This is a genomic window from Streptomyces olivochromogenes (genome assembly GCF_001514115.1).
Taxonomy (GTDB): domain Bacteria; phylum Actinomycetota; class Actinomycetes; order Streptomycetales; family Streptomycetaceae; genus Streptomyces; species Streptomyces olivochromogenes.
In genome coordinates this window covers 231,742-251,300 of record NZ_KQ948455.1, presented here as the reverse complement: position 1 = coordinate 251,300, position 19,559 = coordinate 231,742, and the positions used below count along the sequence as shown (strand labels likewise).

21 protein-coding genes are annotated in these 19,559 nt (G+C 71.7%); 7 read left to right on the top strand and 14 right to left on the bottom strand.

The window, feature by feature from the left end; genetic code table 11:
• Nucleotides 1-128 precede the first annotated feature (128 nt).
• The 3 genes from AQJ27_RS16255 to sigE form a co-directional block, all read right to left on the bottom strand.
• On the bottom strand, nt 129-2,009 hold the full coding sequence (locus tag AQJ27_RS16255) for a S1C family serine protease (protein WP_067368489.1): 1,881 nt from the start codon (nt 2,007-2,009) through the stop codon (nt 129-131).
• A gap of 138 nt (nt 2,010-2,147) precedes the next feature.
• The gene (locus AQJ27_RS16250) at nt 2,148-3,128 is read right to left on the bottom strand and encodes an anti-sigma factor family protein (RefSeq protein ID WP_067368487.1); all 981 of its coding nucleotides are present in this window, start codon (nt 3,126-3,128) and stop codon (nt 2,148-2,150) included.
• A complete protein-coding gene (sigE, locus tag AQJ27_RS16245) occupies nt 3,125-3,826 on the bottom strand; it encodes an RNA polymerase sigma factor SigE (protein ID WP_054228218.1) in 702 nt (233 codons plus the stop codon). The genes AQJ27_RS16250 and sigE overlap by 4 nt, the downstream gene beginning before the upstream one ends.
• Nucleotides 3,827-4,240: 414 nt before the next feature.
• Between sigE and AQJ27_RS16240 the strand changes: the two genes are divergently transcribed.
• Nucleotides 4,241-4,765, top strand: a complete 525-nt coding sequence (locus AQJ27_RS16240) for an O-methyltransferase (RefSeq protein WP_054228219.1) — start codon at nt 4,241-4,243, stop codon at nt 4,763-4,765.
• A 144-nt stretch (nt 4,766-4,909) separates the two neighbouring features.
• Here AQJ27_RS16240 and AQJ27_RS52120 read toward each other — a convergent pair whose 3' ends face one another.
• Nucleotides 4,910-5,077 (bottom strand): DUF3117 domain-containing protein, encoded by a 168-nt coding sequence (locus AQJ27_RS52120; RefSeq protein ID WP_003966491.1) that lies wholly within the window; start codon nt 5,075-5,077, stop codon nt 4,910-4,912.
• A gap of 374 nt (nt 5,078-5,451) precedes the next feature.
• Between AQJ27_RS52120 and chcB the strand changes: the two genes are divergently transcribed.
• Entirely contained in the window at nt 5,452-6,255 is an 804-nt protein-coding gene (gene chcB / locus AQJ27_RS16235; RefSeq protein ID WP_067368484.1) for a 2-cyclohexenylcarbonyl CoA isomerase, read from the top strand.
• A gap of 80 nt (nt 6,256-6,335) precedes the next feature.
• On the opposite strand, the gene AQJ27_RS16230 is transcribed toward chcB, so the two are convergent.
• On the bottom strand, nt 6,336-6,914 hold the full coding sequence (locus AQJ27_RS16230; protein WP_067368479.1) for a DNA-3-methyladenine glycosylase I: 579 nt from the start codon (nt 6,912-6,914) through the stop codon (nt 6,336-6,338).
• Nucleotides 6,911-7,261 carry a DivIVA domain-containing protein gene (locus AQJ27_RS16225; RefSeq protein WP_054228222.1) on the bottom strand — a complete coding sequence of 117 codons (351 nt, stop codon included), beginning with the start codon at nt 7,259-7,261 and terminating at the stop codon, nt 6,911-6,913. The genes AQJ27_RS16230 and AQJ27_RS16225 overlap by 4 nt, the downstream gene beginning before the upstream one ends.
• Before the next feature lie 191 nt (nt 7,262-7,452).
• On the opposite strand from AQJ27_RS16225, the gene folP reads away from it, so the two are divergent.
• Entirely contained in the window at nt 7,453-8,313 is an 861-nt protein-coding gene (folP, locus tag AQJ27_RS16220) for a dihydropteroate synthase (protein WP_054228223.1), read from the top strand.
• A gap of 57 nt (nt 8,314-8,370) precedes the next feature.
• Here folP and AQJ27_RS16215 read toward each other — a convergent pair whose 3' ends face one another.
• Together AQJ27_RS16215 and dapE are read right to left on the bottom strand one after the other, a co-directional pair.
• Nucleotides 8,371-9,129 (bottom strand): LOG family protein, encoded by a 759-nt coding sequence (locus tag AQJ27_RS16215; RefSeq protein WP_067368476.1) that lies wholly within the window; start codon nt 9,127-9,129, stop codon nt 8,371-8,373.
• A 108-nt stretch (nt 9,130-9,237) separates the two neighbouring features.
• A complete protein-coding gene (gene dapE / locus AQJ27_RS16210) occupies nt 9,238-10,317 on the bottom strand; it encodes a succinyl-diaminopimelate desuccinylase (RefSeq protein ID WP_067368472.1) in 1,080 nt (359 codons plus the stop codon).
• Between the two features lie 97 nt (nt 10,318-10,414).
• Between dapE and AQJ27_RS16205 the strand changes: the two genes are divergently transcribed.
• Nucleotides 10,415-11,401: a VldE C-terminal domain-containing protein gene (locus tag AQJ27_RS16205; protein WP_067368469.1), complete on the top strand. Its 987-nt coding sequence runs from the start codon at nt 10,415-10,417 to the stop codon at nt 11,399-11,401.
• Between the two features lie 350 nt (nt 11,402-11,751).
• On the top strand, nt 11,752-12,195 hold the full coding sequence (locus tag AQJ27_RS16200; RefSeq protein ID WP_067368466.1) for an ATP-binding protein: 444 nt from the start codon (nt 11,752-11,754) through the stop codon (nt 12,193-12,195).
• 168 nt (nt 12,196-12,363) lie between these two features.
• Here AQJ27_RS16200 and AQJ27_RS16195 read toward each other — a convergent pair whose 3' ends face one another.
• Both AQJ27_RS16195 and fdxA read right to left on the bottom strand, forming a co-directional pair.
• The gene (locus AQJ27_RS16195) at nt 12,364-13,464 is read right to left on the bottom strand and encodes a bifunctional succinyldiaminopimelate transaminase/glutamate-prephenate aminotransferase (RefSeq protein WP_067368463.1); all 1,101 of its coding nucleotides are present in this window, start codon (nt 13,462-13,464) and stop codon (nt 12,364-12,366) included.
• A 154-nt stretch (nt 13,465-13,618) separates the two neighbouring features.
• Nucleotides 13,619-13,939 (bottom strand): ferredoxin, encoded by a 321-nt coding sequence (gene fdxA, locus AQJ27_RS16190; RefSeq protein ID WP_018089397.1) that lies wholly within the window; start codon nt 13,937-13,939, stop codon nt 13,619-13,621.
• A gap of 140 nt (nt 13,940-14,079) precedes the next feature.
• On the opposite strand from fdxA, the gene AQJ27_RS16185 reads away from it, so the two are divergent.
• Together AQJ27_RS16185 and AQJ27_RS16180 are read left to right on the top strand one after the other, a co-directional pair.
• Nucleotides 14,080-15,120, top strand: a complete 1,041-nt coding sequence (locus tag AQJ27_RS16185) for a GNAT family N-acetyltransferase (protein ID WP_067368461.1) — start codon at nt 14,080-14,082, stop codon at nt 15,118-15,120.
• 17 nt (nt 15,121-15,137) lie between these two features.
• Nucleotides 15,138-15,989, top strand: a complete 852-nt coding sequence (locus AQJ27_RS16180; RefSeq protein ID WP_067369291.1) for a transglutaminase family protein — start codon at nt 15,138-15,140, stop codon at nt 15,987-15,989.
• 107 nt (nt 15,990-16,096) lie between these two features.
• Here AQJ27_RS16180 and AQJ27_RS16175 read toward each other — a convergent pair whose 3' ends face one another.
• Genes AQJ27_RS16175 through AQJ27_RS16160 form a run of 4 tightly spaced genes read right to left on the bottom strand, consistent with a single transcriptional unit; the run spans nt 16,097 to nt 19,543 of the window.
• Nucleotides 16,097-16,711 carry a response regulator transcription factor gene (locus AQJ27_RS16175; RefSeq protein WP_067368458.1) on the bottom strand — a complete coding sequence of 205 codons (615 nt, stop codon included), beginning with the start codon at nt 16,709-16,711 and terminating at the stop codon, nt 16,097-16,099.
• Nucleotides 16,708-17,883, bottom strand: a complete 1,176-nt coding sequence (locus tag AQJ27_RS16170; RefSeq protein ID WP_067368455.1) for a sensor histidine kinase — start codon at nt 17,881-17,883, stop codon at nt 16,708-16,710. The genes AQJ27_RS16175 and AQJ27_RS16170 overlap by 4 nt, the downstream gene beginning before the upstream one ends.
• On the bottom strand, nt 17,880-18,620 hold the full coding sequence (locus tag AQJ27_RS16165; RefSeq protein WP_067368452.1) for an ABC transporter permease: 741 nt from the start codon (nt 18,618-18,620) through the stop codon (nt 17,880-17,882). Before AQJ27_RS16165 ends, AQJ27_RS16170 begins: the two co-directional genes overlap by 4 nt.
• Nucleotides 18,617-19,543, bottom strand: a complete 927-nt coding sequence (locus AQJ27_RS16160; RefSeq protein ID WP_201264300.1) for an ABC transporter ATP-binding protein — start codon at nt 19,541-19,543, stop codon at nt 18,617-18,619. Before AQJ27_RS16160 ends, AQJ27_RS16165 begins: the two co-directional genes overlap by 4 nt.
• Nucleotides 19,544-19,559: the final 16 nt, after the last annotated feature.

Genomic DNA, 19,559 nt, shown 5'->3' with positions numbered 1-19,559 from the left:
CCGTCCGTCCGGAACTGTCCCGGGGCTTCCGGGTTCGTGTACACGACGAGTTTCCCCGGATGTTCGCCGCTCAGCACGGACTTCGGGGCCCCTCCTGTGAAGTTCATGTCAGTTGCTGTCGAAAGAGGTCAGCCGCCGCTCGCGGAGCCGAGGACCAGGGTGACCGTCCGCTGCGCGCCGCCCCGCCGCAGGGTCAGCCGGAGCCGGTCGCCGGGACGGTGGGCGCGTGTCTTCACGATCAGCTCCTCACCGGAGTGGACGCGCTGTCCGTCGACCTCGGTGATGACGTCGCCTGACTTGATGCCCGCCTTGGCCCCGGGGCCGCCCACGGTGACCGGCGCGCCGCCGCCCTTCGTCCCGACCCGGGCGCCGTCACCCGTGTAGTCCATGTCGAGCATGACCCCGATCACCGGGTGCGTCGCCCGGCCGGTGTTGATCAGCTCCTCGGCGACGCGCCTGGCCTGGTTGACGGGGATGGCGAAGCCGAGCCCGATGGAACCGGCCTGGCCGCCCTGGAGGTCGGTGCCGCCGTCGGCGGAGCGGATGGCGCTGTTGATGCCGATGACGCGGGCCCGGGTGTCGAGCAGGGGGCCGCCGGAGTTGCCGGGGTTGATGGGCGCGTCGGTCTGCAGCGCGTCGACGTACGAGACGTCGCTCCCGTCGCCCTTCTCGCCGCCCGCCGTGATGGGCCGCTCCTTGGCGCTGATGATCCCGGAGGTGACGGTGTTGGCGAGGTCGAAGGGCGCGCCGATGGCGACGACGGGGTCGCCCACCTGGACGCTGTCGGAGTTGCCCAGCGCCATGGGCCGCAGCCCGCCGACTCCCGACACCTTGACCACGGCGAGGTCGTAGCCGCTGTCGCGTCCGACGACGGTGGCCTTGGCGCTCTCGCCGCCGCTGAACGTCACGGTTATCTCGCCGCCGCTGCCGGCCGGCGCGACCACGTGGTTGTTGGTGAGGATGTGACCCCGGGTGTCGAGCACGAACCCGGTGCCGGTGTCCTCTTCGCCGGACCCGCTCACATGCAGGGTGACCACGCTGGGCAGCGCGCGGGCCGCTATCCCGGCCACGCTGTCCGTAGCCCGCCCGGGCGCCTCCTTGGCGGCCTGCGGCAGTGTGACGTCACCGACCCCGCCGTTGCGCTCCAGATAGGCCCCTACGGCGCCCCCGACGCCTCCGGAGACGAGGGCGAGCGCCACGGCCCCGAGGACCAACGCCTTCCTCGCCCGCTTACGCCGCTGGGTCTTCGTCTCGACAGCCGCCCCGTTCTGCTGGAGCGGCCCCGGGGCGGCCCAGGGGTCGTAGTTCTGCCACGGGGCGGGGGCCGGGTGAGGGTTGCTCGGGTACGGGGCCGGGGCCGGAAGCGGGGCCGCGGGCGGGCCCGAGGGCATGGCGGTGCCGTGCGCGGGGGTGGCCGCCGGGTGCTGGACGGGCGGAGCGGGCGCCCAGGGGCCCGGCTCGCCGTACGGCGGGGTGCTGTAGGGGTCGGGGTCGTGCAGGGGCCGGGGGCGGTCCTCAGGGGCCTGCTGCGCCGGTACGGCGGCGACCGGGGCCAGGCTCGCGGGCACGGCGTCGGAGGGAGCCCCGACCGCCTCCGCATCCGCATCCGCATGCGGCACGCTTCCCTGAAGAGCCGCGGCAGGACGCTCCAGCTCGAAGTCACCGCCGCCGACACCACTCCCGGCACCGGGCCCCGCCGGTGCGACGTACGGCGAAGCCGCACCCACCGCACCCGTCGGAGCCGCGGCCGTCGCCGGCCGGTCCAGTTCATAGTCCCCGTCGGACTGATAGTCCCTCTCGGGCCGGTAGTCCCTTTCGGGCCGGTGGTCCCTCTCGGGCTGGTGGTTCCCGCCGGAGCCGTGGCTCCCGTCGGAGTCGCGGCTCGCGTCGGAGTCGCGGTCCGCCTCGGGTCCGGAGGTGTCCTCGACCGGGCCCACCTCGCCGACCCCCGGAGGGACCTGGCGGGGCCGACTCCACCACTTCGCCTTCGTGGGCTTCCCCTCGTTCATGTTCTCCCCACACCTGGCCCGCGGCACAACACGCCGACGGTCACCGCAGATTGCCGACTCCGCGTCCGGGAATCCCTCCGGCGGACGCGGCCCACCCTGGATTCAACCAGGTTCCGGGGCCGGGGCGCAGAGGGCCGGTCAGTGGGCGGTACGGGAGGAGGGGGACGGGGAGGAAGTGGGGGACGGGGTGGTGGCCGGGGCGGCGAGCAGGCGCGGAGGCGTGAGGCCGGGCGGCGTCGACCAGGAGGTCTGCGCGATCGGCTGGGCCTCGGTGAGCGGATGTATGAGCGGGGACATCACGGCGGCACCGGCCACCACGGGGGTGGTCAGCGTGTGCATGACGTCGTCTGCCCGGGTCACCGGAGCGGGGACTCCGGGGAGCAGGGGTGCGGACACCGAGGTAGGCGCCGGGGGCGCCACGCCGAGCGCACGCTCGCCCTGGGCGAGCAGCGGCCCGTCGGAGCGGCGACGCTGTGTCTCGGGAGCCGTCGCGGGGCCCGAGCCCGGCGTACGCGCCGGCGTCACATTGCTGCCGCCGGAGCCGCCGCGCGCGTCCGTGGTGTCGGCCGGCACTCCGGTCGACACTCCGCCGAGCGCGACCGCGGCCAGCGACACCGCACCGGCGGCGGCGAAGGCGAAACGCAGCCCGCGCGAGGCCGATCGGTCGGTCTCGTGACGGCTGACGTCATGGATGCGGAAACCGCGCCCGGAGGCGGGCGGCAGCACGTCGCCGTGCGGCGCGGCGGGCACGTACCCGAAGGGCTCTCCGCGCACTCCGAAGACGCCGGTCACCGGGGCGCCGGAGGGGAGTCCTCCGCCGAATCCGCCCCCGCCGAACGGTGAGCCATCACCGCCGTCGAAGTCACCTCCCCCGGGCAGTCCCTGGAGACGGGCCAGGAAGCTCTCGGAGGGGGGCGGAGGGGCGACTTCCGCGAAGACGTTCTTCAGTCGGCGCTGGGCGTCCGCCTCGGCCTTGCACTTCGCGCAGGTGACGAGGTGGGCCAGGACGCGATCGCGCGACTCATGACCGAGCTCTCCGTCCACCAGGGCGGAGAGTCGGTCCCCAAGATGCTGGTCGGCTACACGCCGCTCCGTAGAGTTGGGTCGGGATCCACTCACGCGGTCGCGCCCCCTCCTCCCAGCGCGGGAACTCCCGTGATCGCGAAGCCGCGGCGCTCGGCACGGGCCTCGGGAGACCGGTGTGCGAGGGCTTTGCGCAGCTGCGAACGGCCACGGTGGATCCGGCTGCGGACCGTACCGAGCTTGACGCCCAGGGTCGCGGCGATCTCCTCGTACGAAAGTCCCTCGATGTCGCAGAGGACGACGGCGGCGCGGAACTCGGGCGCGAGGGTGTCCAGCGCCTGCTGGACGTCCGCGTCGAAGTGCGCGTCGTTGAAGACCTGCTGCGGGGAGGGCTCGCGGCTGGGCAGGCGCTCGGCCGCGTCGTCACCGAGGGCGTCGAAGCGGATGCGCTGCTTGCGACGCACCATGTCGAGGAAGAGGTTCGTGGTGATGCGGTGCAGCCAGCCCTCGAAGGTGCCGGGCGTGTAGGTCGACAGGGAGCGGAAGACGCGGACGAAGACTTCCTGTGTGAGGTCCTCGGCGTCGTGCTGGTTGCCCGTCAGGCGGTAGGCGAGCCGGTAGACCCGGCCGCTGTGCGTGCTGACGATCTCCTCCCAGGTGGGCGGAGTCCACGCCTGCGACTCCGCGTCGGTGGTGAACGTCGCGGTCTGCGCTGGGGCAGCAGCATGGAACTTGTCAGCGATGTCGGTCACGGATTTCGGCTCACCCGCCGATCTGAGAAGGCGCCGCAGCACCCCTCCCCGATCCACAGGCGCAGCCGCACCTCCCCTGTCGGCTCTGGTGGTGTCCAGTGGAGCCCCTACCATAGCCACCTCGCCCGTTAGCTCCGGATAAGCGGTTTTACGAGAATTTGATACGTGCTCATATGGCTGCGTCAGCATGTGATCGCCACCCCGCTCCACGCCCCGCTCCACGCGCTGTTCCATCGACTTCCCCCCGCTCTGTTTCCGCACCCTTCTAAACGCCTGGTCCCATCTGCGGGTTCCCGGCACCAACGGATACAGTCACGCCCAGGCAACCACGGGGACAGGGAGAGGGTCATTACCGGCAACCGGCAGACGAGCTGGGCGTTCGCCGACGCCTTTGTCGCCGAGGACGAAGCGCTGCGCTGGGCCCGCGACCGGGCCCACGAGGCAGGGCTGCGCCCGGTGTCGCCCGGCACGGGCGCCGCGCTGCGGTTGCTCGCCGCCACCGTGGACGCGAAAGCGGTGGCGGAGATCGGGACCGGGACCGGCGTCTCCGGAATTCATCTGCTGCACGGCATGCGGCCGGACGGGGTACTGACCACCGTCGATCCGGAACCGGACCGCCAGCAGTTCGCCCGCCAGGCCTTCCGCGCGGCCGGCTTCGCCAGCAACCGCGCCCGCTTCATCCCCGGCCGCGCGCTGGACGTCCTGCCCCGGCTCGCGGACGCCGGCTACGACCTCGTCTTCTGCGACGGCGACCGTCTGGAGTGCCTGGACTACCTCGCTGAATCGTTGCGCCTGCTGCGTCCGGGCGGGCTGGTCGTCTTCGAGGGTGTCTTCGCGGACGGCCGCACCGTCGAATCGGGCCCGCAGCCCGCCGAGGTCGGCCGGCTGCGCGAACTGCTGCGCGCGGTGCGCGAGAGCCAGGACCTGGTGCCCTCGCTGCTGCCGGTGGGCGACGGGTTGCTGTGCGGGGTCAAGCGCTGACCGCACGCTCGGCCGCGCACCCGCGATGCATGTCTGACCTGCGCCGATACATACGGGCACGCTGCTGCCGTACCCCAGGAAAACCACCGCCCCGGCACCGAATTACGATGCCGGGGCAGCTGAAAGGTATGGTCGCGTTCCGCGTCAGCCGACGACCTTCTTGAGGGCGTCGCCGAGCGCGTCGGCCTCGTCAGGGGTCAGCTCGACGACGAGCCGACCGCCGCCTTCGAGCGGAACGCGCATGACGATGCCCCGCCCCTCCTTGGTCACCTCGAGCGGGCCATCGCCCGTCCGCGGCTTCATGGCCGCCATGCTCGTTCCCCTTCCTGAAACCAGCTCATCGTCGCCGACGGCCCCTTGAAGGGCACGCACGTCCCCTCATAGGACACACGTCACCGGCATCGAACACATTGCTTCCAGGCCATTATCCCGCATCTCAGGACCCGATGACCAACATCAGTCGGCATCGCTTGCGCAACGCGCTTGAGCAAAACCACTCAATTCGGCGATGTGACTGCGATACTGCGCCGCTGCATCGACTTCCACGGCGCGGAATTCTTTGACGCAGGTCACATGTCCTGTCCCCGCCCCGGACCGTGATCTCCGCCATGCTGTCCTGCATGCTGTCCTCGCACCAGGACGTACCGACCGGTACGTCGGAGCCACGACACCGGAGGAGACCCACCATGGCCGACACCGTGCTCTACGAGGTGAGCGACGGACTCGCGACGATCACGCTGAACCGCCCCGAGGCGATGAACGCGATGAACATCGAGACCAAGGTCGCCCTCCGGGACGCGGCCCAGGCCGCCGCGGCGGACGGCGGCGTACGGGCGATCCTGCTCACCGCCGCGGGAGACCGAGCGTTCTGCGTCGGGCAGGACCTCAAGGAGCACATCGGGCTGCTGGCCGCCGACAAGGAGTCGGGGTCGCAGCACACGATGAGCACCGTGCGCGAGCACTACAACCCGATCGTGCGCGCCCTGACCGGGGCCCCGAAGCCCGTGGTGGCCGCGGTGAACGGCGTCGCCGCGGGGGCCGGTTTCGGCTTCGCGCTCTGTGCGGACTACCGGATCGTCGCCGACACCGCCGCCTTCAACACGTCCTTCGCGGGGGTCGCGCTGACCGCCGACTCGGGCATGTCATGGAACCTGCCGCGGGTGATCGGACCGGGCCGCGCCGCCGACCTGCTGCTCTTCCCACGCAGCATCACCGCGCAGGAGGCCTTCGAGCTGGGGATCGCCAACCGGCTCGTCCCGTCGTCCGAGCTGCGCGACGAGGCGGAGAAAGTGGCGCGGGCGCTGGCCGCCGGGCCGACGGTCGCGTACGCCGCGCTGAAGGAGGCCGTGGCCTATGGGCTCACCCACTCCTTGGACGAGACCCTCGAGAAGGAGGACGAGCTGCAGGCTCGGGCCGGGGCGTCCGAGGACCATGTGATCGCGGTGCAGGCGTTCGTCAACAAGGAGAAGCCGAAGTACCTGGGGCGGTAACGCTTCGCTGGATTCGGAGGTCGGAGGTCGGTACGGGAACTGCGGGCCGTCTGTGGCTGGGCGCGCAGTTCCCCGCGCCCCTAAAGACCGCGCGCGGCGCAGTCCACCAGGTGGTCGTTGACCAGGCCGCACGCCTGCATCAGCGCGTACGCCGTGGTCGGGCCCACGAAGCGGATGCCGCGCTTCTTGAGGGTCTTGGAGAGGGCCGTCGACTCGTCGGTGACGGCCGGGACGTCGGCCAACCGCTTCGGGGCCGGGCGGGCGGCCGGGTCGGGGGCGAAGGACCAGATCAGCTCGTCCAGCTCGCCCGGCGCCCAGTCGGTCAGCACGCGCGCGTTGGCGACGGTCGCCTCGATCTTGGCGCGGTTGCGGATGATGCCCGGGTCGCCGAGGAGGCGCTCCTTGTCGGCGTCCGTGAACGCGGCCACCGAGGCGATCTTGAAGTCGGCGAAGGCGGCACGGAAACCCGGCCGCCGACGCAGGATCGTGATCCAGGACAGGCCCGACTGGAAGGCCTCCAGGCAGAGCCGCTCGTACAGCGCGTCGTCGCCGTGGACCGGGCGGCCCCACTCCTTGTCGTGGTACGAGACGTAGTCCTCGGTGGACAGGGCCCAGGGGCAGCGCAGCGCGCCGTCGGGCCCGGCGAGCGCGTCGCTCACTGCTGCTCCCCCTCGGCCGGCTTGCGCAGCGACATGGTCGCGGTGGCGCGGGCGCCGGCCAGCGCGGCCTCCAGGTCGGCGATCCTGGCGTCCCGCTCGGCGAGCTCGGCGCCGAGCCGGCCGAGGGCGTCGTCCACGTCCGCCATGCGGTAGCCGCGGGCGGCGAGCGGGAAGCGCACGGACTCCACGTCCGCCCGGTTCACCGGCCGGTCCTGGGGCAGCGGGTCCACCAGCCGATCGGGCTCGGCGTCGGGAAGGGGGGCGCTCTCGCCGCCGCCCACCACGGACAGTGTCACCGCGGCGACCACGACGGCGAGCGCGACGACCAGGAACAAGAACATGAACATCGCTGAGGTCCCCACGCTCTGGTGCCGACGCGTTGGGCGCCGACGCGAAAGTACTGAAGCTACTGAAAATCTCTGACGAGTGCCGAAGCGGTCCGGCGCTGAAAGTGTCAGGGTCCGATCGTGCCATGCGAGTCTGACAGTTAAGGTCGCAGGCGGCTAAGCAGCGGGACTTATAGGAGAGGTCACAGGGGATGCTCAGGCTGGGCAGGCACGAATTCGACCCGCACGAGCCGGTGATCATGGCCATCGTGAACCGGACCCCGGACTCCTTCTACGACCAGGGAGCCACCTTCCGCGACGAGCCCGCGCTCGCGCGCGTGGACCAGGCGGTGGCCGAGGGCGCCGCCATCATCGACATCGGCGGGGTCAAGGCGGGGCCCGGGGAAGAGGTGACCGCCGAGGAGGAGGCGCGCCGTACGGTCGGTTTCGTCGCCGAGGTGCGGCGGCGGTTCCCGGACGTGATCATCAGCGTCGACACCTGGCGGCACGAGGTCGGGGAGGCGGTCTGCGAGGCGGGGGCGGATCTGCTCAACGACGCGTGGGGTGGCGTGGATCCGCGGCTCGCGGAGGTGGCCGCGCGGTACGGGGTAGGGCTGGTGTGCACCCATGCCGGGGGCGCCGAGCCTCGTACACGGCCGCATCGGATCGCCTACGACGACGTCGTGGCCGACATTCTGCGGGTGACCGTGGGGCTGGCCGAGCGGGCGGTGGCCCTGGGCGTGCCCCGGGAGTCCGTGTTGATCGACCCCGGGCACGACTTCGGGAAGAACACGCGGCACAGCCTGGAGGCGACTCGGCGGCTGGGCGAGATGGTGGAGACGGGGTGGCCCGTGCTTGTCTCCCTCTCCAACAAGGACTTCGTCGGGGAGACGCTCGACAAGCCGGTGAAGGAGCGGGTGGTGGGGACGTTGGCCACGACGGCGGTGTCGGCGTGGCTGGGGGCGCAGGTGTATCGCGTCCACGAGGTCGCCGAGACGCGTCAGGTCCTGGACATGGTGGCGTCGATCGCGGGCCACCGCCCTCCGACGGTGGCCCGCCGGGGCCTGGCGTAGACCTTCCTCGCCCCGCCGGTCGCGTGGTTCCCCGCGCCCCTCGCAGGGGCCGCTGCGCTAGCGGCCCGCCTCCTTGGAGACCAGGGCCACCGCTTCGTCCACCTCGTCCGTGAGGTGGAAGAGGAGGAGGTCCTTTTCGGAGGCCTTGCCCTGGGCGATCAGGGTGTTCTTGAGCCAGTCGACGAGACCGCCCCAGTACGCCGTGCCGAACAGGACGATCGGGAAGCGGGTGACCTTCTGGGTCTGGACGAGGGTGAGGGCCTCGAAGAACTCGTCGAGGGTGCCGAGGCCGCCGGGCAGGACCACGAAGCCCTGGGCGTACTTGACGAACATCATCTTGCGGACGAAGAAGTACCGGAAGTTGAGGCCGATGTCGACGTAGGGGTTGAGGCCCTGTTCGAAGGGGAGCTCGATGCCCAGGCCGACCGAGATGCCCTTGGCCTCGCAGGCGCCCTTGTTGGCGGCTTCCATCGCGCCGGGCCCGCCGCCCGTGATGACGGCGAAGCCCGCTTCGACCAGGCCTCGGCCGAGCGCGACTCCCGCCTCGTACTCGGGCGAGTCCACCGGTGTACGGGCGGAGCCGAAGACGCTGATCGCGGGCGGGAGTTCGGCGAGCGTGCCGAAGCCTTCGATGAACTCCGACTGGATGCGCAGGACCCGCCAGGGGTCGGTGTGCACCCAGTCGGAGGGGCCGCCCGCGTCCAGCAGCCGCTGGTCCGTGGTGCTCGCCTGCACCTGGCCGCGCCTGCGCAGTACCGGCCCCAGCCGCTGCTCCTCCGGTGGCTGCTTCTTGCCCTCGGGGTTGCCAGTAGCCATGTGCGCTCCCTCCGCTTGCAAGTGGTTCAGCCCCAGCGTAGATCTACGCGGGTTACGGAGGGGGGACATGCGCATGTCCGCCGTGCACCGCAAAGGTTCGGGCGGGCCTCAGGACGTCAGCCAGGCGCGCAGGCGCTCCTCCGCCTCGGGGATCTCCGACGCCCGCACCCGCTCGTCCACCTTGTGGGCGAGGAGCGGCGCGCCGGGCCCGTAGTTCACCGCGGGCACCCCGAGCGCGCTGAAGCGGGCGACGTCCGTCCAGCCGAACTTGGGGCGGGCCTCGCCGCCGACGGCCGCCAGGAAGGCCGCGGCGGCCGGGTGGGTCAGGCCGGGCCGGGCCCCGCCGGTGTGGTCGTCGACGATGAACTCGTCGATGTCGCAGTCGGCGAAGAAGTCACGGACGAAGGCCTCGGCCTCGGCCTCACTGCGGTCGGGCGCGTAGCGGAAGTTGACGACGACGGTGCAGGCGTCGGGGATGACGTTGGTGGCCACGCCCCCCTCGATGCGGACGGCGTTGAGGCCTTCGTGGAACCGGAGGCCGTCCACGACCGGCGTGCGCGGCTCGTAGGCGGCGAGCTTGGCGAGGATCGGGGCCGCCGCGTGGATCGCGTTGGAGCCCATCCACGCGCGCGCGGAGTGGGCACGCTCCCCCTTGGTCTTCAGGAGCACCCGGAGCGTGCCCTGACAGCCGCCCTCGACCTGGCCGTCCGTCGGCTCCAGGAGGATCGCGAAGTCGCCCGCCAGCCAGTCGGGGTGGGCCTCGGCGACGTGCTTCAGGCCGTTCAGGTGGGCGGCGACCTCTTCGTTGTCGTAGAACACGAAGGTGAGGTCGCGGTTGGGTGCGGGGACCGTGGCCGCGATGCGCAGCTGTACGGCGACACCGGACTTCATGTCGCAGGTGCCGCAGCCCCACAGGACGCCGTCCTCGTCGAGGCGCGAGGGCACGTTGCCGGCGATGGGGACCGTGTCGATGTGCCCGGCGAGGATCACGCGCTCGGCCCGCCCCAGGTTCGTACGCGCCACGACGTTGTTGCCGTACCGGTCGACCGTCAGATGCGGCAGGGCGCGCAGCGCGGCCTCGACGGCGTCCGCGAGGGGCTTCTCGTTGCCGCTCTCCGAGGGGAAGTCGACGAGCCGCGCGGTGAGCTCGGCGGCGTCCAGCGTGAGGTCAAGGGTGGTGTCGGCCATGCCCTCGACCCTAGCGCCCCCTGCTCGGCGCTCTGCCGCACACGGGTTGTCCACAACCCCATAGGTCGCCAGCAGTCGCCTCCAGTACCTTGTACGCGTGCCAGAGACGTCCCCCACTCCTGTCCGGCGCGGCCGCTTCTTCCGTTTCGGGGCGGCCGTCGTAGTCATGCTCGCGCTCGCGGGTTACCTCGCGGTGCAGTACCTCACGGGAGGGACGGGTGCGCCGCGCTGCAGAGTCGTCTCGGGCAAGAGCGACGGCGAGTCGTACGAGTTCACTCCGGAGCAGGCGGTGAACGCGGCGACGATCTCGGCGGTCGGCACCACCCGCGGGCTGCCGGAGCGCGCCGTGGCCATCGCGCTCGCGACCGCGCTCCAGGAGTCGGGGCTGCGCAACATCCAGCACGGCGACCGGGACTCGCTGGGTCTGTTCCAGCAGCGCCCCTCGCAGGGCTGGGGGACGACGAAACAGATCATGGACCCGACGTACGCGGCCGGCATGTTCTACGAACACCTGGCCAAGGTGCCGGGCTACACGCGGATGCCGCTCACCGTCGCCGCGCAGCGGGTGCAGCGCAGCGGCTATCCGCAGGCGTACGCGAAGCACGAGCCGGACGCGACGCTGCTGGCCGCGGCCCTGACCGGCCGTGCGGCGGCCACGCTGACCTGTGAGGGCCGCCCGGGGGCGACCCCGGTCGGCGGCCCGGACTCGGTGCGCGCCGCGCTCGTACGGGACTTCGGGCGCGAGGTGCTGCAGGAGGCGGGAGCCGATGTGAGCACCGCGGGCTCCCCCGCCTCCTCGACGGCTTCGCCGAGCCTCGCCCCCTCGCCGAGCGTCTCCGGCCGGACCGTGACCGTGCCCGTGCGCAAGGACCCCACCGGCGACTCCACGGTCCGCCAGCATGGCTGGGAGCTGGCGCACTGGGCGGTGGCCAACTCCTCGGCGCTGCACATCCAACGGGTCTCCTACGCGGGGCGGGAGTGGACGGCCGGGGAGAGGAACGGCGAGTGGCGGGCGGCGGTCACCACGGGCGGTTCGACCGCGAAGCAGTCCCCCGGCGAGGTCCGCATCGTCACCGCGCAGTAGTACGGTGCCTCACCTGTACGGGGGATGCGCGGCGTGGCGCGTTGCCGCTGCGAGCGGGTTTTCTCGTGCTCACACCGGAATCCGCCGGACCCGTTGAAAACAAAGGGCCGTAAGGATTCGGCAGACTTTCCGACCGGATGCCCTTTGCCCGTTTTTATCCACAACCGATAATGCGACGCATTGCCAACTCTTTACGTCGGACCACCGCAACCTTCGCGGGTCTCGAGCGGTAGTCACTGCGTCCGAGCCCGGAACGATCAACGGGTCGCCCGACAGCCGGTCGGCGGCCGGACGGTCAACTCCCGGGCACGGGTGGACACTTCACCGTTCTCTTCCGTCTAAGGAGCATCATGTCCCTCCCCCTGACCCGCCGGATCGCCCGTGCCGCGCTGCTCATCGCAGCGGGAGCGGCGCCCGTGGTCGGTGCGGCCGGCTCCGCCAGCGCGGCGGCCGAACTCCCGGCCACCCCCAACCTCGGCGGGCTGACCGCTCTGGACGGCGCGCACGTCGGCAGCACGGTCGACGGTGCGACGCAGAACGTCACCGGGCTCGCGGGCACGACCGGCGGCAACGCCCTCAAGAAGGCCGTCCCGGCCGCGGGCAAGACGGGTGGCAGTGTCGCCAGGACGGCGACGCCGGCCGCGCAGAAGGTGGCCGGGGACGCGGCGGGGCAGGCCGGGGGTCTGCTCGGTGACACCGCGAAGACCGCCGGTGGTGGCCTTCCGACGGACGCGGTGACCAAGGGTGGTCTGCCGACGGGGCAGCTGCCGCTGAAGGGGTTGCCGCTCGGCTAGCCCCGCCGGGGTTGCACGCGCGAAGGGGTCCAGGGAGTTTCCCTGGACCCCTTCGCGTGTGTCGCTTCCTGGCGTGCGGGCCGGTGGGGGCTGGTCGCGCCCACGCGGCGGAGCCGCAAATGTCACAGCCCCGCGCCCCTAAAGGGGCACTCCCTCACCGGGGTGCCTCTAAAGGGGCGCCAGGCGTTCTACCGCCGCCGCCACCCGCTCGTCCGTCGCCGTCAGGGCCACGCGGACGAAGTTCTCGCCCGCCTCGCCGTAGAAGTCGCCCGGGGCGACGAGGATGCCCAGTTCGGCCAGATGGGCGACGGTGTCCCAGCAGGACTCGTCGCGGGTGGCCCACAGGTACAGGCTCGCCTCGCTGTGCTCGATGCGGAAGCCGTGGCGCAGCAGGGCCTCGCGCAGGGCGGTGCGGCGGGCCGCGTAACGCTCGCGCTGTTCACGGACGTGGACGTCGTCCGCGAGGGCGGCGACCACCGCGGCCTGGGTCGGCGCGGACGTCATCATGCCGCCGTGCTTGCGGATCTGGAGCAGGTCGCCGAGGACGGCGGGGTCACCGGCGAGGAACGCGGCGCGGTAGCCGGCCAGGTTCGAGCGCTTCGAGAGCGAGTGGACCGAGACGATCCCCTCGTACGAGCCGCCGCAGACGTCCGGGTGCAGGACCGAGACCGGGTCGGCCTCCCAGCCCAGCTCGAGGTAGCACTCGTCGGAGAACACGAGGATGTCGTGCTCGCGGGCCCACGCGACGGTCCGGGCGAGTTCCGGGGCGGACAGGACCCTGCCCGTCGGGTTCGACGGGGAGTTCAGCCACAGGAGCTTCAGGCCGGTCGGGTCCAGCTCCGTGGGGTCGTCGTAGACCACGTGGTCCGCGCGGGCCAGGCGCGCGCCGACCTCGTACGTCGGGTACGCGAGGCGCGGGTACGCCACCTTGTCGCCGGGGCCCAGGCCCAGCTGGGTGGGGAGCCAGGCGACGAGTTCCTTGGAGCCGACGATCGGGAGCACGTGCTGGTGGGTGATGCCGCGTGCGCCGAGCCGCCGCTCGACCCAGCCGGTGAGCGCGTCGCGCAGTTCGGGCGTGCCCCACACCGTGGGATAGCCCGGCGAGTCCGCGGCCGCGACCAGAGCTTTCTGGATCAGCTCGGGCACCGGGTCGACCGGGGTGCCGACGGACAGGTCGACGATGCCACCCGGATGAGCGGCGGCCGTCGCCTTGAAGGGCTCCAGCTTGTCCCAGGGGAAGACAGGAAGCCGGTCGGAGACTGCGGACACGGGATCGGGCTCACTTTCTCGTTCGTACGACCCGTACACACACGGCCTGCGCGCCAGTGGCCGGTACGGGCTGCTACGGCAAACGCCTCGGCCCCGTACGGCGATCGAGGGGATCGGGCCGTACGGGACCGAGGCGGCGCGTAGGTGCGGCCGCTTACTGGTTCTGCGGCGGCAGCGCTGCGATGAAGGGGTGGTCGCGCTCGATCAGACCGAGCTTGCTGGCGCCGCCGGGCGAGCCGAGCTCGTCGAAGAACTCGACGTTCGCCTTGTAGTAGTCCTTCCACTCTTCGGGAGTGTCGTCCTCGTAGAAGATCGCCTCGACCGGGCACACCGGCTCACAGGCTCCACAGTCGACGCATTCGTCCGGGTGGATGTACAAGGACCGGGAGCCCTCGTAGATGCAGTCGACCGGGCACTCCTCGATGCACGCCTTGTCCTTGACGTCGACACAAGGCTGCGCGATGACGTAGGTCACGCTGTCGTTCCTCCTCGATAGGGCGCTGGCGGGCCTCCGTAGGCTCCGCCGCCTGGCGCGCGGGAGCGCGGCGTCGTCGATGCCCGCACCTAGTATCTCCGTTCCGGGGCGTGATCCATACAGGAGGGGTGAACTGACCTGTGGAAATCTCTGCGGCCGGACGTCTCGAGGTCCGAATCACCGCTGCTGACGTGGGCAAACGTGTCTCTGTTCGGCGGATGATCATAGATATCGAAGGTGCCGCCGGGGGTGAGAAGTTCACTGACACGGTCGGTGTTCTCACATCATGGGACGAGAGTGTGCTGCTGATCACACGGCGCGACGGTGAGATCGTCCGGATTCCGGAATCCTCGCTGGTCGCGGGCAAGGTCGTACCGGCCGCCCCGGCGCGTCGGCGGGGCCCCGCGGCCTCGTACGAGGAGCTGGCGCGGGTCGCCGCGCGGGCCTGGCAGCCGGTGGAGAGCGAGCGACTCGGCGACTGGGAGCTGCGGGCGGCCTCCGGGTTCACCCGGCGCGCGAATTCCGTGCTGCCGCTCGGTGACCCGGGCGTGCCGCTCGACGAGGCGCTGACGTACGTACGCGACTGGTACGCGGCCCGTGACCTCCCCGCCTACGTCCAGACCGCCACCGGGGCCGAGGGCACCCAGGAGGTGCTGTGCGCGGAGCTGGAGACGCGTGGCTGGGCGCGTGAGGTGAGTGCCGGGCTGTGGATCGGCGCGCTCGCGCCGCTCGCCGACCGCGAGGTCGCGGAGGCCTCCGGGGTGGTCCTCGCCCGCGCGGCCGACGAGGCGTGGCTGGGCCGCTACCAGCGCAAGGGACTGAGCGAGGTCGCGCTGCACGTCCTGGGCAGCGGGCCCTCGGTGTGGTTCGCGACGGTGCCCGGCGCCGAGGGGGAGCCTCCGGCCGCGATCGGGCGGTGTGTCGTCGACGGACGGTGGGCCGGTTTCGCGGCCGTCGAGGTCGACCCCGCCCAGCGCCGCCGGGGCCTCGCCACCGCCGTCATGGCCGCGCTCGCCCGCCGTGCCCTGGACGAGGGCGCCTCGGCGGCCTGGCTCCAGGTGGAGGCGGACAACGCGGGGGCGCGGGCGCTGTACACCGGGATGGGCTTCGCGGCGCATCACACGTACCACCACTACCGCGCGCCTCAGATGTCCGCCGACGACCGCCGTCGACCGGCGTGAAGGGGTACCAGACCGCCATGCCTTCCCCCCATCCCCCGGAGCCGGAGCGAGCCGCCGAGGTGCGGCGGAGGTTCGCCGAGGAGGCACGGTCCGAGCGGCCCGACCTGGCGGCGCTGTGCCTGCTGATCGGGGCGGCGGCGGACGGCACGCTGGACGAGGCGGGGTCGGACGCGGCGCAGATCGAACTCGACCGGCTCGCCGGACAGCTGCCGTTCCGGCCCGGTGGGGCGCTGCCCTGGGCGACCGCGCTCGCCGAGCTGCTCGGCGGGCGCTGCGGGTTCCGGGGCTCGCCCGGGGACTATCAACGGCTGGAGTCCTCGCTGCTGCACGCGGTGCTGCGGCGGCGGCGCGGGCTGCCCATCCTGCTCTCCGTGGTGTGGATGGAGGTGGCCAGGCGGGCCGGCGCGCCGGTGTACGGGGTCGCCCTGCCCGGGCATTTCGTGGTGGGCTTCGGGCCGGCCGAGCAGCAGGTGCTCGCCGATCCCTTCGACGGGGGGCGGGTGCTGAGCGGCTCCGATGCCGAGCTGCTCGTGCAGGGCGCCACCGGGGCGCCTCTCGATCCCTCGATGCTCGTCCCCGCCCCTCCCCTCGACGTCGTCGTGCGGATCCTGAACAACGTCCGGGCGTGGGCGGCGGCGCGGCCGGAGCGGTCGGATGTCGGCCTGTGGGCCGTGGAGTTGGCGCTGCTGTTGCCGTCGCATCCTGCGCGGTTGCGGTACGAGCGGGCTCAGTTGCTGGTGCAGCGTGGGGAGTTCCTTGAGGGTGCGGCGGAACTCGAGGCGTACGCGGAGGTGGTTGTCGCCGTCGACGAGGGCGCCGCGGAACGGGTTCGGGGGCTGGCTCGGGCGGCTCGGGCGATGTTGAACTGAGTTCGCCCAGGCGCCGTGAAGGGAGCTGGCTTCGGGCGACTGCGGGCTCGTCGTGGCTGGGCGCGCAGTTCCCCGCGCCCCTTTCGGGGCGCTCCCCAGCCGGGGTTCTACAGCCAGCCCTTCTCTCGCGCTATCCGGACTGCCTCTGCTCTGTTGCGGGCCGTCAGCTTCTGGATCGCTGTCGAGAGGTAGTTGCGGACCGTGCCCTGGGAGAGGTGGAGGGCGGTGGCCAGTTCGGCGTTGGTGGAACCGTCGGCCGCCGCGCGGAGGACCTCGCGTTCGCGGTCGGTCAGGGGGTTGGCGCCCTCGGCGAGGGCGGCGGCCGCGAGGGTGGGGTCGATGACCCGTTCGCCGGCGAGCACCTTGCGGACCGCCGCGGCGAGTTGGGCGGCCGGGGCGTCCTTGACGAGGAAGGCGTCGGCGCCGGACTCCATGGCGCTGCGCAGATAGCCGGGGCGGCCGAAGGTCGTGAGGATGAGCAGTTTGATGCCGGGGAGTTCCTTGTGGACCTCGGCCGCCGCCTCGATGCCCGTCTTGCCCGGCATCTCGATGTCGAGGAGCGCCACGTCCACGTCGTGGGCGCGGGCCGCGGCCAGCACCTCGTCGCCGCGCGCCACCTGGGCGACCACCTCGATGTCGGGCTCGAGGCCCAGCAACGCGGCCAGCGCCTCGCGGACCATCGACTGGTCCTCGGCAAGCAGGACCTTGATCGTGCGGCTCATGCACCGGATCCTACGGGGTGATCGGCGGCCTCGAAGGGGGCCTGCGCCGGTACCCGTGCGACCAGCCGGAAGCCGCGGCGCACCCGGCCCGCCTCCAGGGCTCCGCCCGCCTTCTCCAGCCGCTCGGTCAGGCCTGTGAGGCCGTTGCCCGGAGCATGGCCCGAGCCGCCCGCACCGTCGTCCTCCACGCTCAGTTCGAGCACCGGGCCGTCCAGCGTCTGGCGGCGGACCAGCTCCACGGTGCAGCGCCGGGCCCCGCTGTGTCGTACGACATTGGTGATCGCTTCCCGCAGTGCCCAGGCGAGCGCGGACTCGCTCTCCTCGGCGACGTCGGTGAGGTCCGGCTCGACGGGCAGCTCCGCGGTGACGCCAGCCGCCGTCAACGCGACCTGGGCGCCCGCGAGTTCGCCGGACAGCCGGGGACGCCGGTAGCCGGTGACCGCCTCGCGCACGTCGACGAGGGCCTGACGGCTGACCTGTTCGATGTCGGCGACCTGCTGGGCCGCCTTCTCGGGGTGGTCGGGGAGCATCCGGCCGGCCAGCTCGCTCTTGAGGGTGATCAGGGAGAGCGAGTGGCCCAGCAGATCGTGCAGATCGCGGGCCAGGCGCAGGCGCTCCTCGTTCGCCGCCAGTTGGGCGACCGTCGCACGGGCCTCACGCAGCGCGATCGTCGTGCGGATCAGTTCACGGACGCCGGTCATGGCGAACCCGCCGAGGAACGCCGGGATGAGGAGCCCCGCCAGATACTCCTTGCCGCCCGACACGGTCAGGGCGATCCCCGTCAGCACGGCGGAGACGGCCGGGATGGTCCAGCGCGCCAGCCGCAGCGGAAGCACCGCGCCGGACGCGATCGAGACGTACACGAACAGGACGAGCCACTCCCGCCCCAGGGTGTAGGAGAGCAGGGCGGCCTCGGCCGCGAGGACCACGAGCGAGACGAACACGAAGGGGGTCGTCTCGCCGCGGCCGGTGCGGAAGACCAGCGTCCCGTACCACCCGACGAAGGCCACCAGGCCGAACCAGCCGAGTACGACGACACCGGTGCTGTGCCCGCCATGTACCAAGTCGCTGACGGGCGCGCTCAGATAGACGAGCCAGATGCCGGTCCAGACGGCCTTGACCATCATCTGCCTGCGATTCTGCGGGCGTTGCCCGATGCCGACGCTGCTCACGCCTTCAGCGTGTCCTTCCGGTACAGCCATGCCGCGCCGCCCGCGAAGAGGAGGAAGGAGACGGCGAGGATGGCGAGGTCCTTCGCGTGCGGGGCGTCGCCCAGCTCGATGGACCGCCCGAGGGCAGCGTACGCGTGCGTGGGCAGCCAGGACGCGATCTTCTGGAGCCAGTCGGGGAAGGTGGTCGTGGGCATCCACAGGCCGCCGAGCACCGAGAGGCCGAAGTACAGGATCATCGTGATCGGGCGGACCGCGTCGCCGCTCGCGAGATAGCCGATGGCCACGCCGAGCGCGGCGAAGACGAGGCTGCCGGCCCAGATCGCGCCGGTGAGCGCGAGCCACTGCCAGGCGTCCAGCCGTACGTGCTTCACGGCGGCGGCGACCGCGAAGACGACCACGATCGACGGCAGGCTGATCACGGCGGCGCTGGCGGTCTTCGCCAGGACATAGCCGCGGCCCGGCAGGGTGGTGAGTCTGAGCTGCCGTACCCAGCCGCTCTCGCGCTCCTTCGCGATGCGTTCGCTGTTGCCCATCAGGACGGCGGTCAGGGCGCCGAAGGAGGCCATGGAGACCATGAAGAAGGTCGGCAGGGTCAGCCCGGTGCCGTCGACCTTGGTGGTGCTGTCCGCGCTGCCCGCGATCAGCAGGAACAGGGCCGAGGGGTAGATCACCGAGAAGAACAGGAACTTCTTGTTGCGCAGGGCGCGGGTGATCTCGAGCTTGATGAGGCTGTTCACTGCGACTTCGCCTCCTCGGCGGCCGTGATGGCGACGAAGGCCTGCTCGAGCCCGAGCCCGGCGACTTCGAGATTGCGGGGGTAGAGGCCGAGCCCGTACAGCGCGTGCACGGTCGCGTCGGCGTCGGAGGACTGGATGCGGACGGTGTGCCCGGAGACGTCGATCGAGGTCAGGAAGGGCAGGGCGCGCAGCGGGGCCTCGTCGATGGGGCCTTCCAGGTCGAAGGCGATGCGGCGGGCGCCGGCCTTCGCCTTGATCTCGGCGGCGGTGCCGTCGGCCAGCAGGCGGCCCCGGTGCAGTACGAGGACGCGGTCCGCGATGGCGTCGGCCTCCTCCAGGTAGTGCGTGGCGAACAGGACGGTCCTGCCCTGGTCGGCCTGCTCGCGCATGGTGGCCCAGAAGGCCTGGCGGGCGGAGACGTCCATGCCGGTGGTGGGCTCGTCCAGGACGATCAGATCGTTGGCGCCCGCGGTGGCGAGCGCGAAGCGGACGCGCTGCTCCTGGCCGCCGGAGAGCTTGTTGACCTTGCGGTCGGCTATCTGCGAGATGCCCGCACGGGCCAGCACGTCACTGACCTTGTACGGCTTCGGGTGCAGATCGCAGGCCAGCTTCACCAGCTCGCCGACCGTCACCTCGTCCATCAGGCCGCCGCTCTGCAGCATGGCGCCCACCCGGCCGCCGACGATCGCCTCGCGGGGGCCGGCGCCGAACACCCGGACGGCGCCGGTGTCGGGGTGCTTGAGGCCGAGGAGCAGGTCCAGCGTGGTCGACTTGCCCGCGCCGTTGGGACCCAGCAGGGCGACGGTCTCACCCGGGTGCAGGTCGAGCGTCAGCCCGTCGACGGCCCGTACGTTCCCGTAGCTCTTGCTCACCTGATCGAACCCGACCACCGGGGTGGTGGCGGGCGCCGCTGTTGTCGTCATGGGGACCATCGTGGCC

Bases quoted from the DNA above. Each gene is read 5' to 3' on its own strand.
- AQJ27_RS16255 (WP_067368489.1), bottom strand. From the start codon at position 2,009: ATGAACGAGGGGAAGCCCACGAAGGCGAAGTGGTGGAGTCGGCCCCGC.
- AQJ27_RS52120 (WP_003966491.1), bottom strand. From the start codon at position 5,077: ATGGCGGCCATGAAGCCGCGGACGGGCGATGGCCCGCTCGAGGTGACC.
- chcB (WP_067368484.1), top strand. From the start codon at position 5,452: ATGGCCGACACCGTGCTCTACGAGGTGAGCGACGGACTCGCGACGATC.
- AQJ27_RS16225 (WP_054228222.1), bottom strand. From the start codon at position 7,261: ATGTTCATGTTCTTGTTCCTGGTCGTCGCGCTCGCCGTCGTGGTCGCC.
- folP (WP_054228223.1), top strand. From the start codon at position 7,453: ATGCTCAGGCTGGGCAGGCACGAATTCGACCCGCACGAGCCGGTGATC.
- AQJ27_RS16215 (WP_067368476.1), bottom strand. From the start codon at position 9,129: ATGGCTACTGGCAACCCCGAGGGCAAGAAGCAGCCACCGGAGGAGCAG.
- dapE (WP_067368472.1), bottom strand. From the start codon at position 10,317: ATGGCCGACACCACCCTTGACCTCACGCTGGACGCCGCCGAGCTCACC.
- AQJ27_RS16200 (WP_067368466.1), top strand. From the start codon at position 11,752: ATGTCCCTCCCCCTGACCCGCCGGATCGCCCGTGCCGCGCTGCTCATC.
- AQJ27_RS16180 (WP_067369291.1), top strand. From the start codon at position 15,138: ATGCCTTCCCCCCATCCCCCGGAGCCGGAGCGAGCCGCCGAGGTGCGG.
- AQJ27_RS16175 (WP_067368458.1), bottom strand. From the start codon at position 16,711: ATGAGCCGCACGATCAAGGTCCTGCTTGCCGAGGACCAGTCGATGGTC.
- AQJ27_RS16160 (WP_201264300.1), bottom strand. From the start codon at position 19,543: ATGACGACAACAGCGGCGCCCGCCACCACCCCGGTGGTCGGGTTCGAT.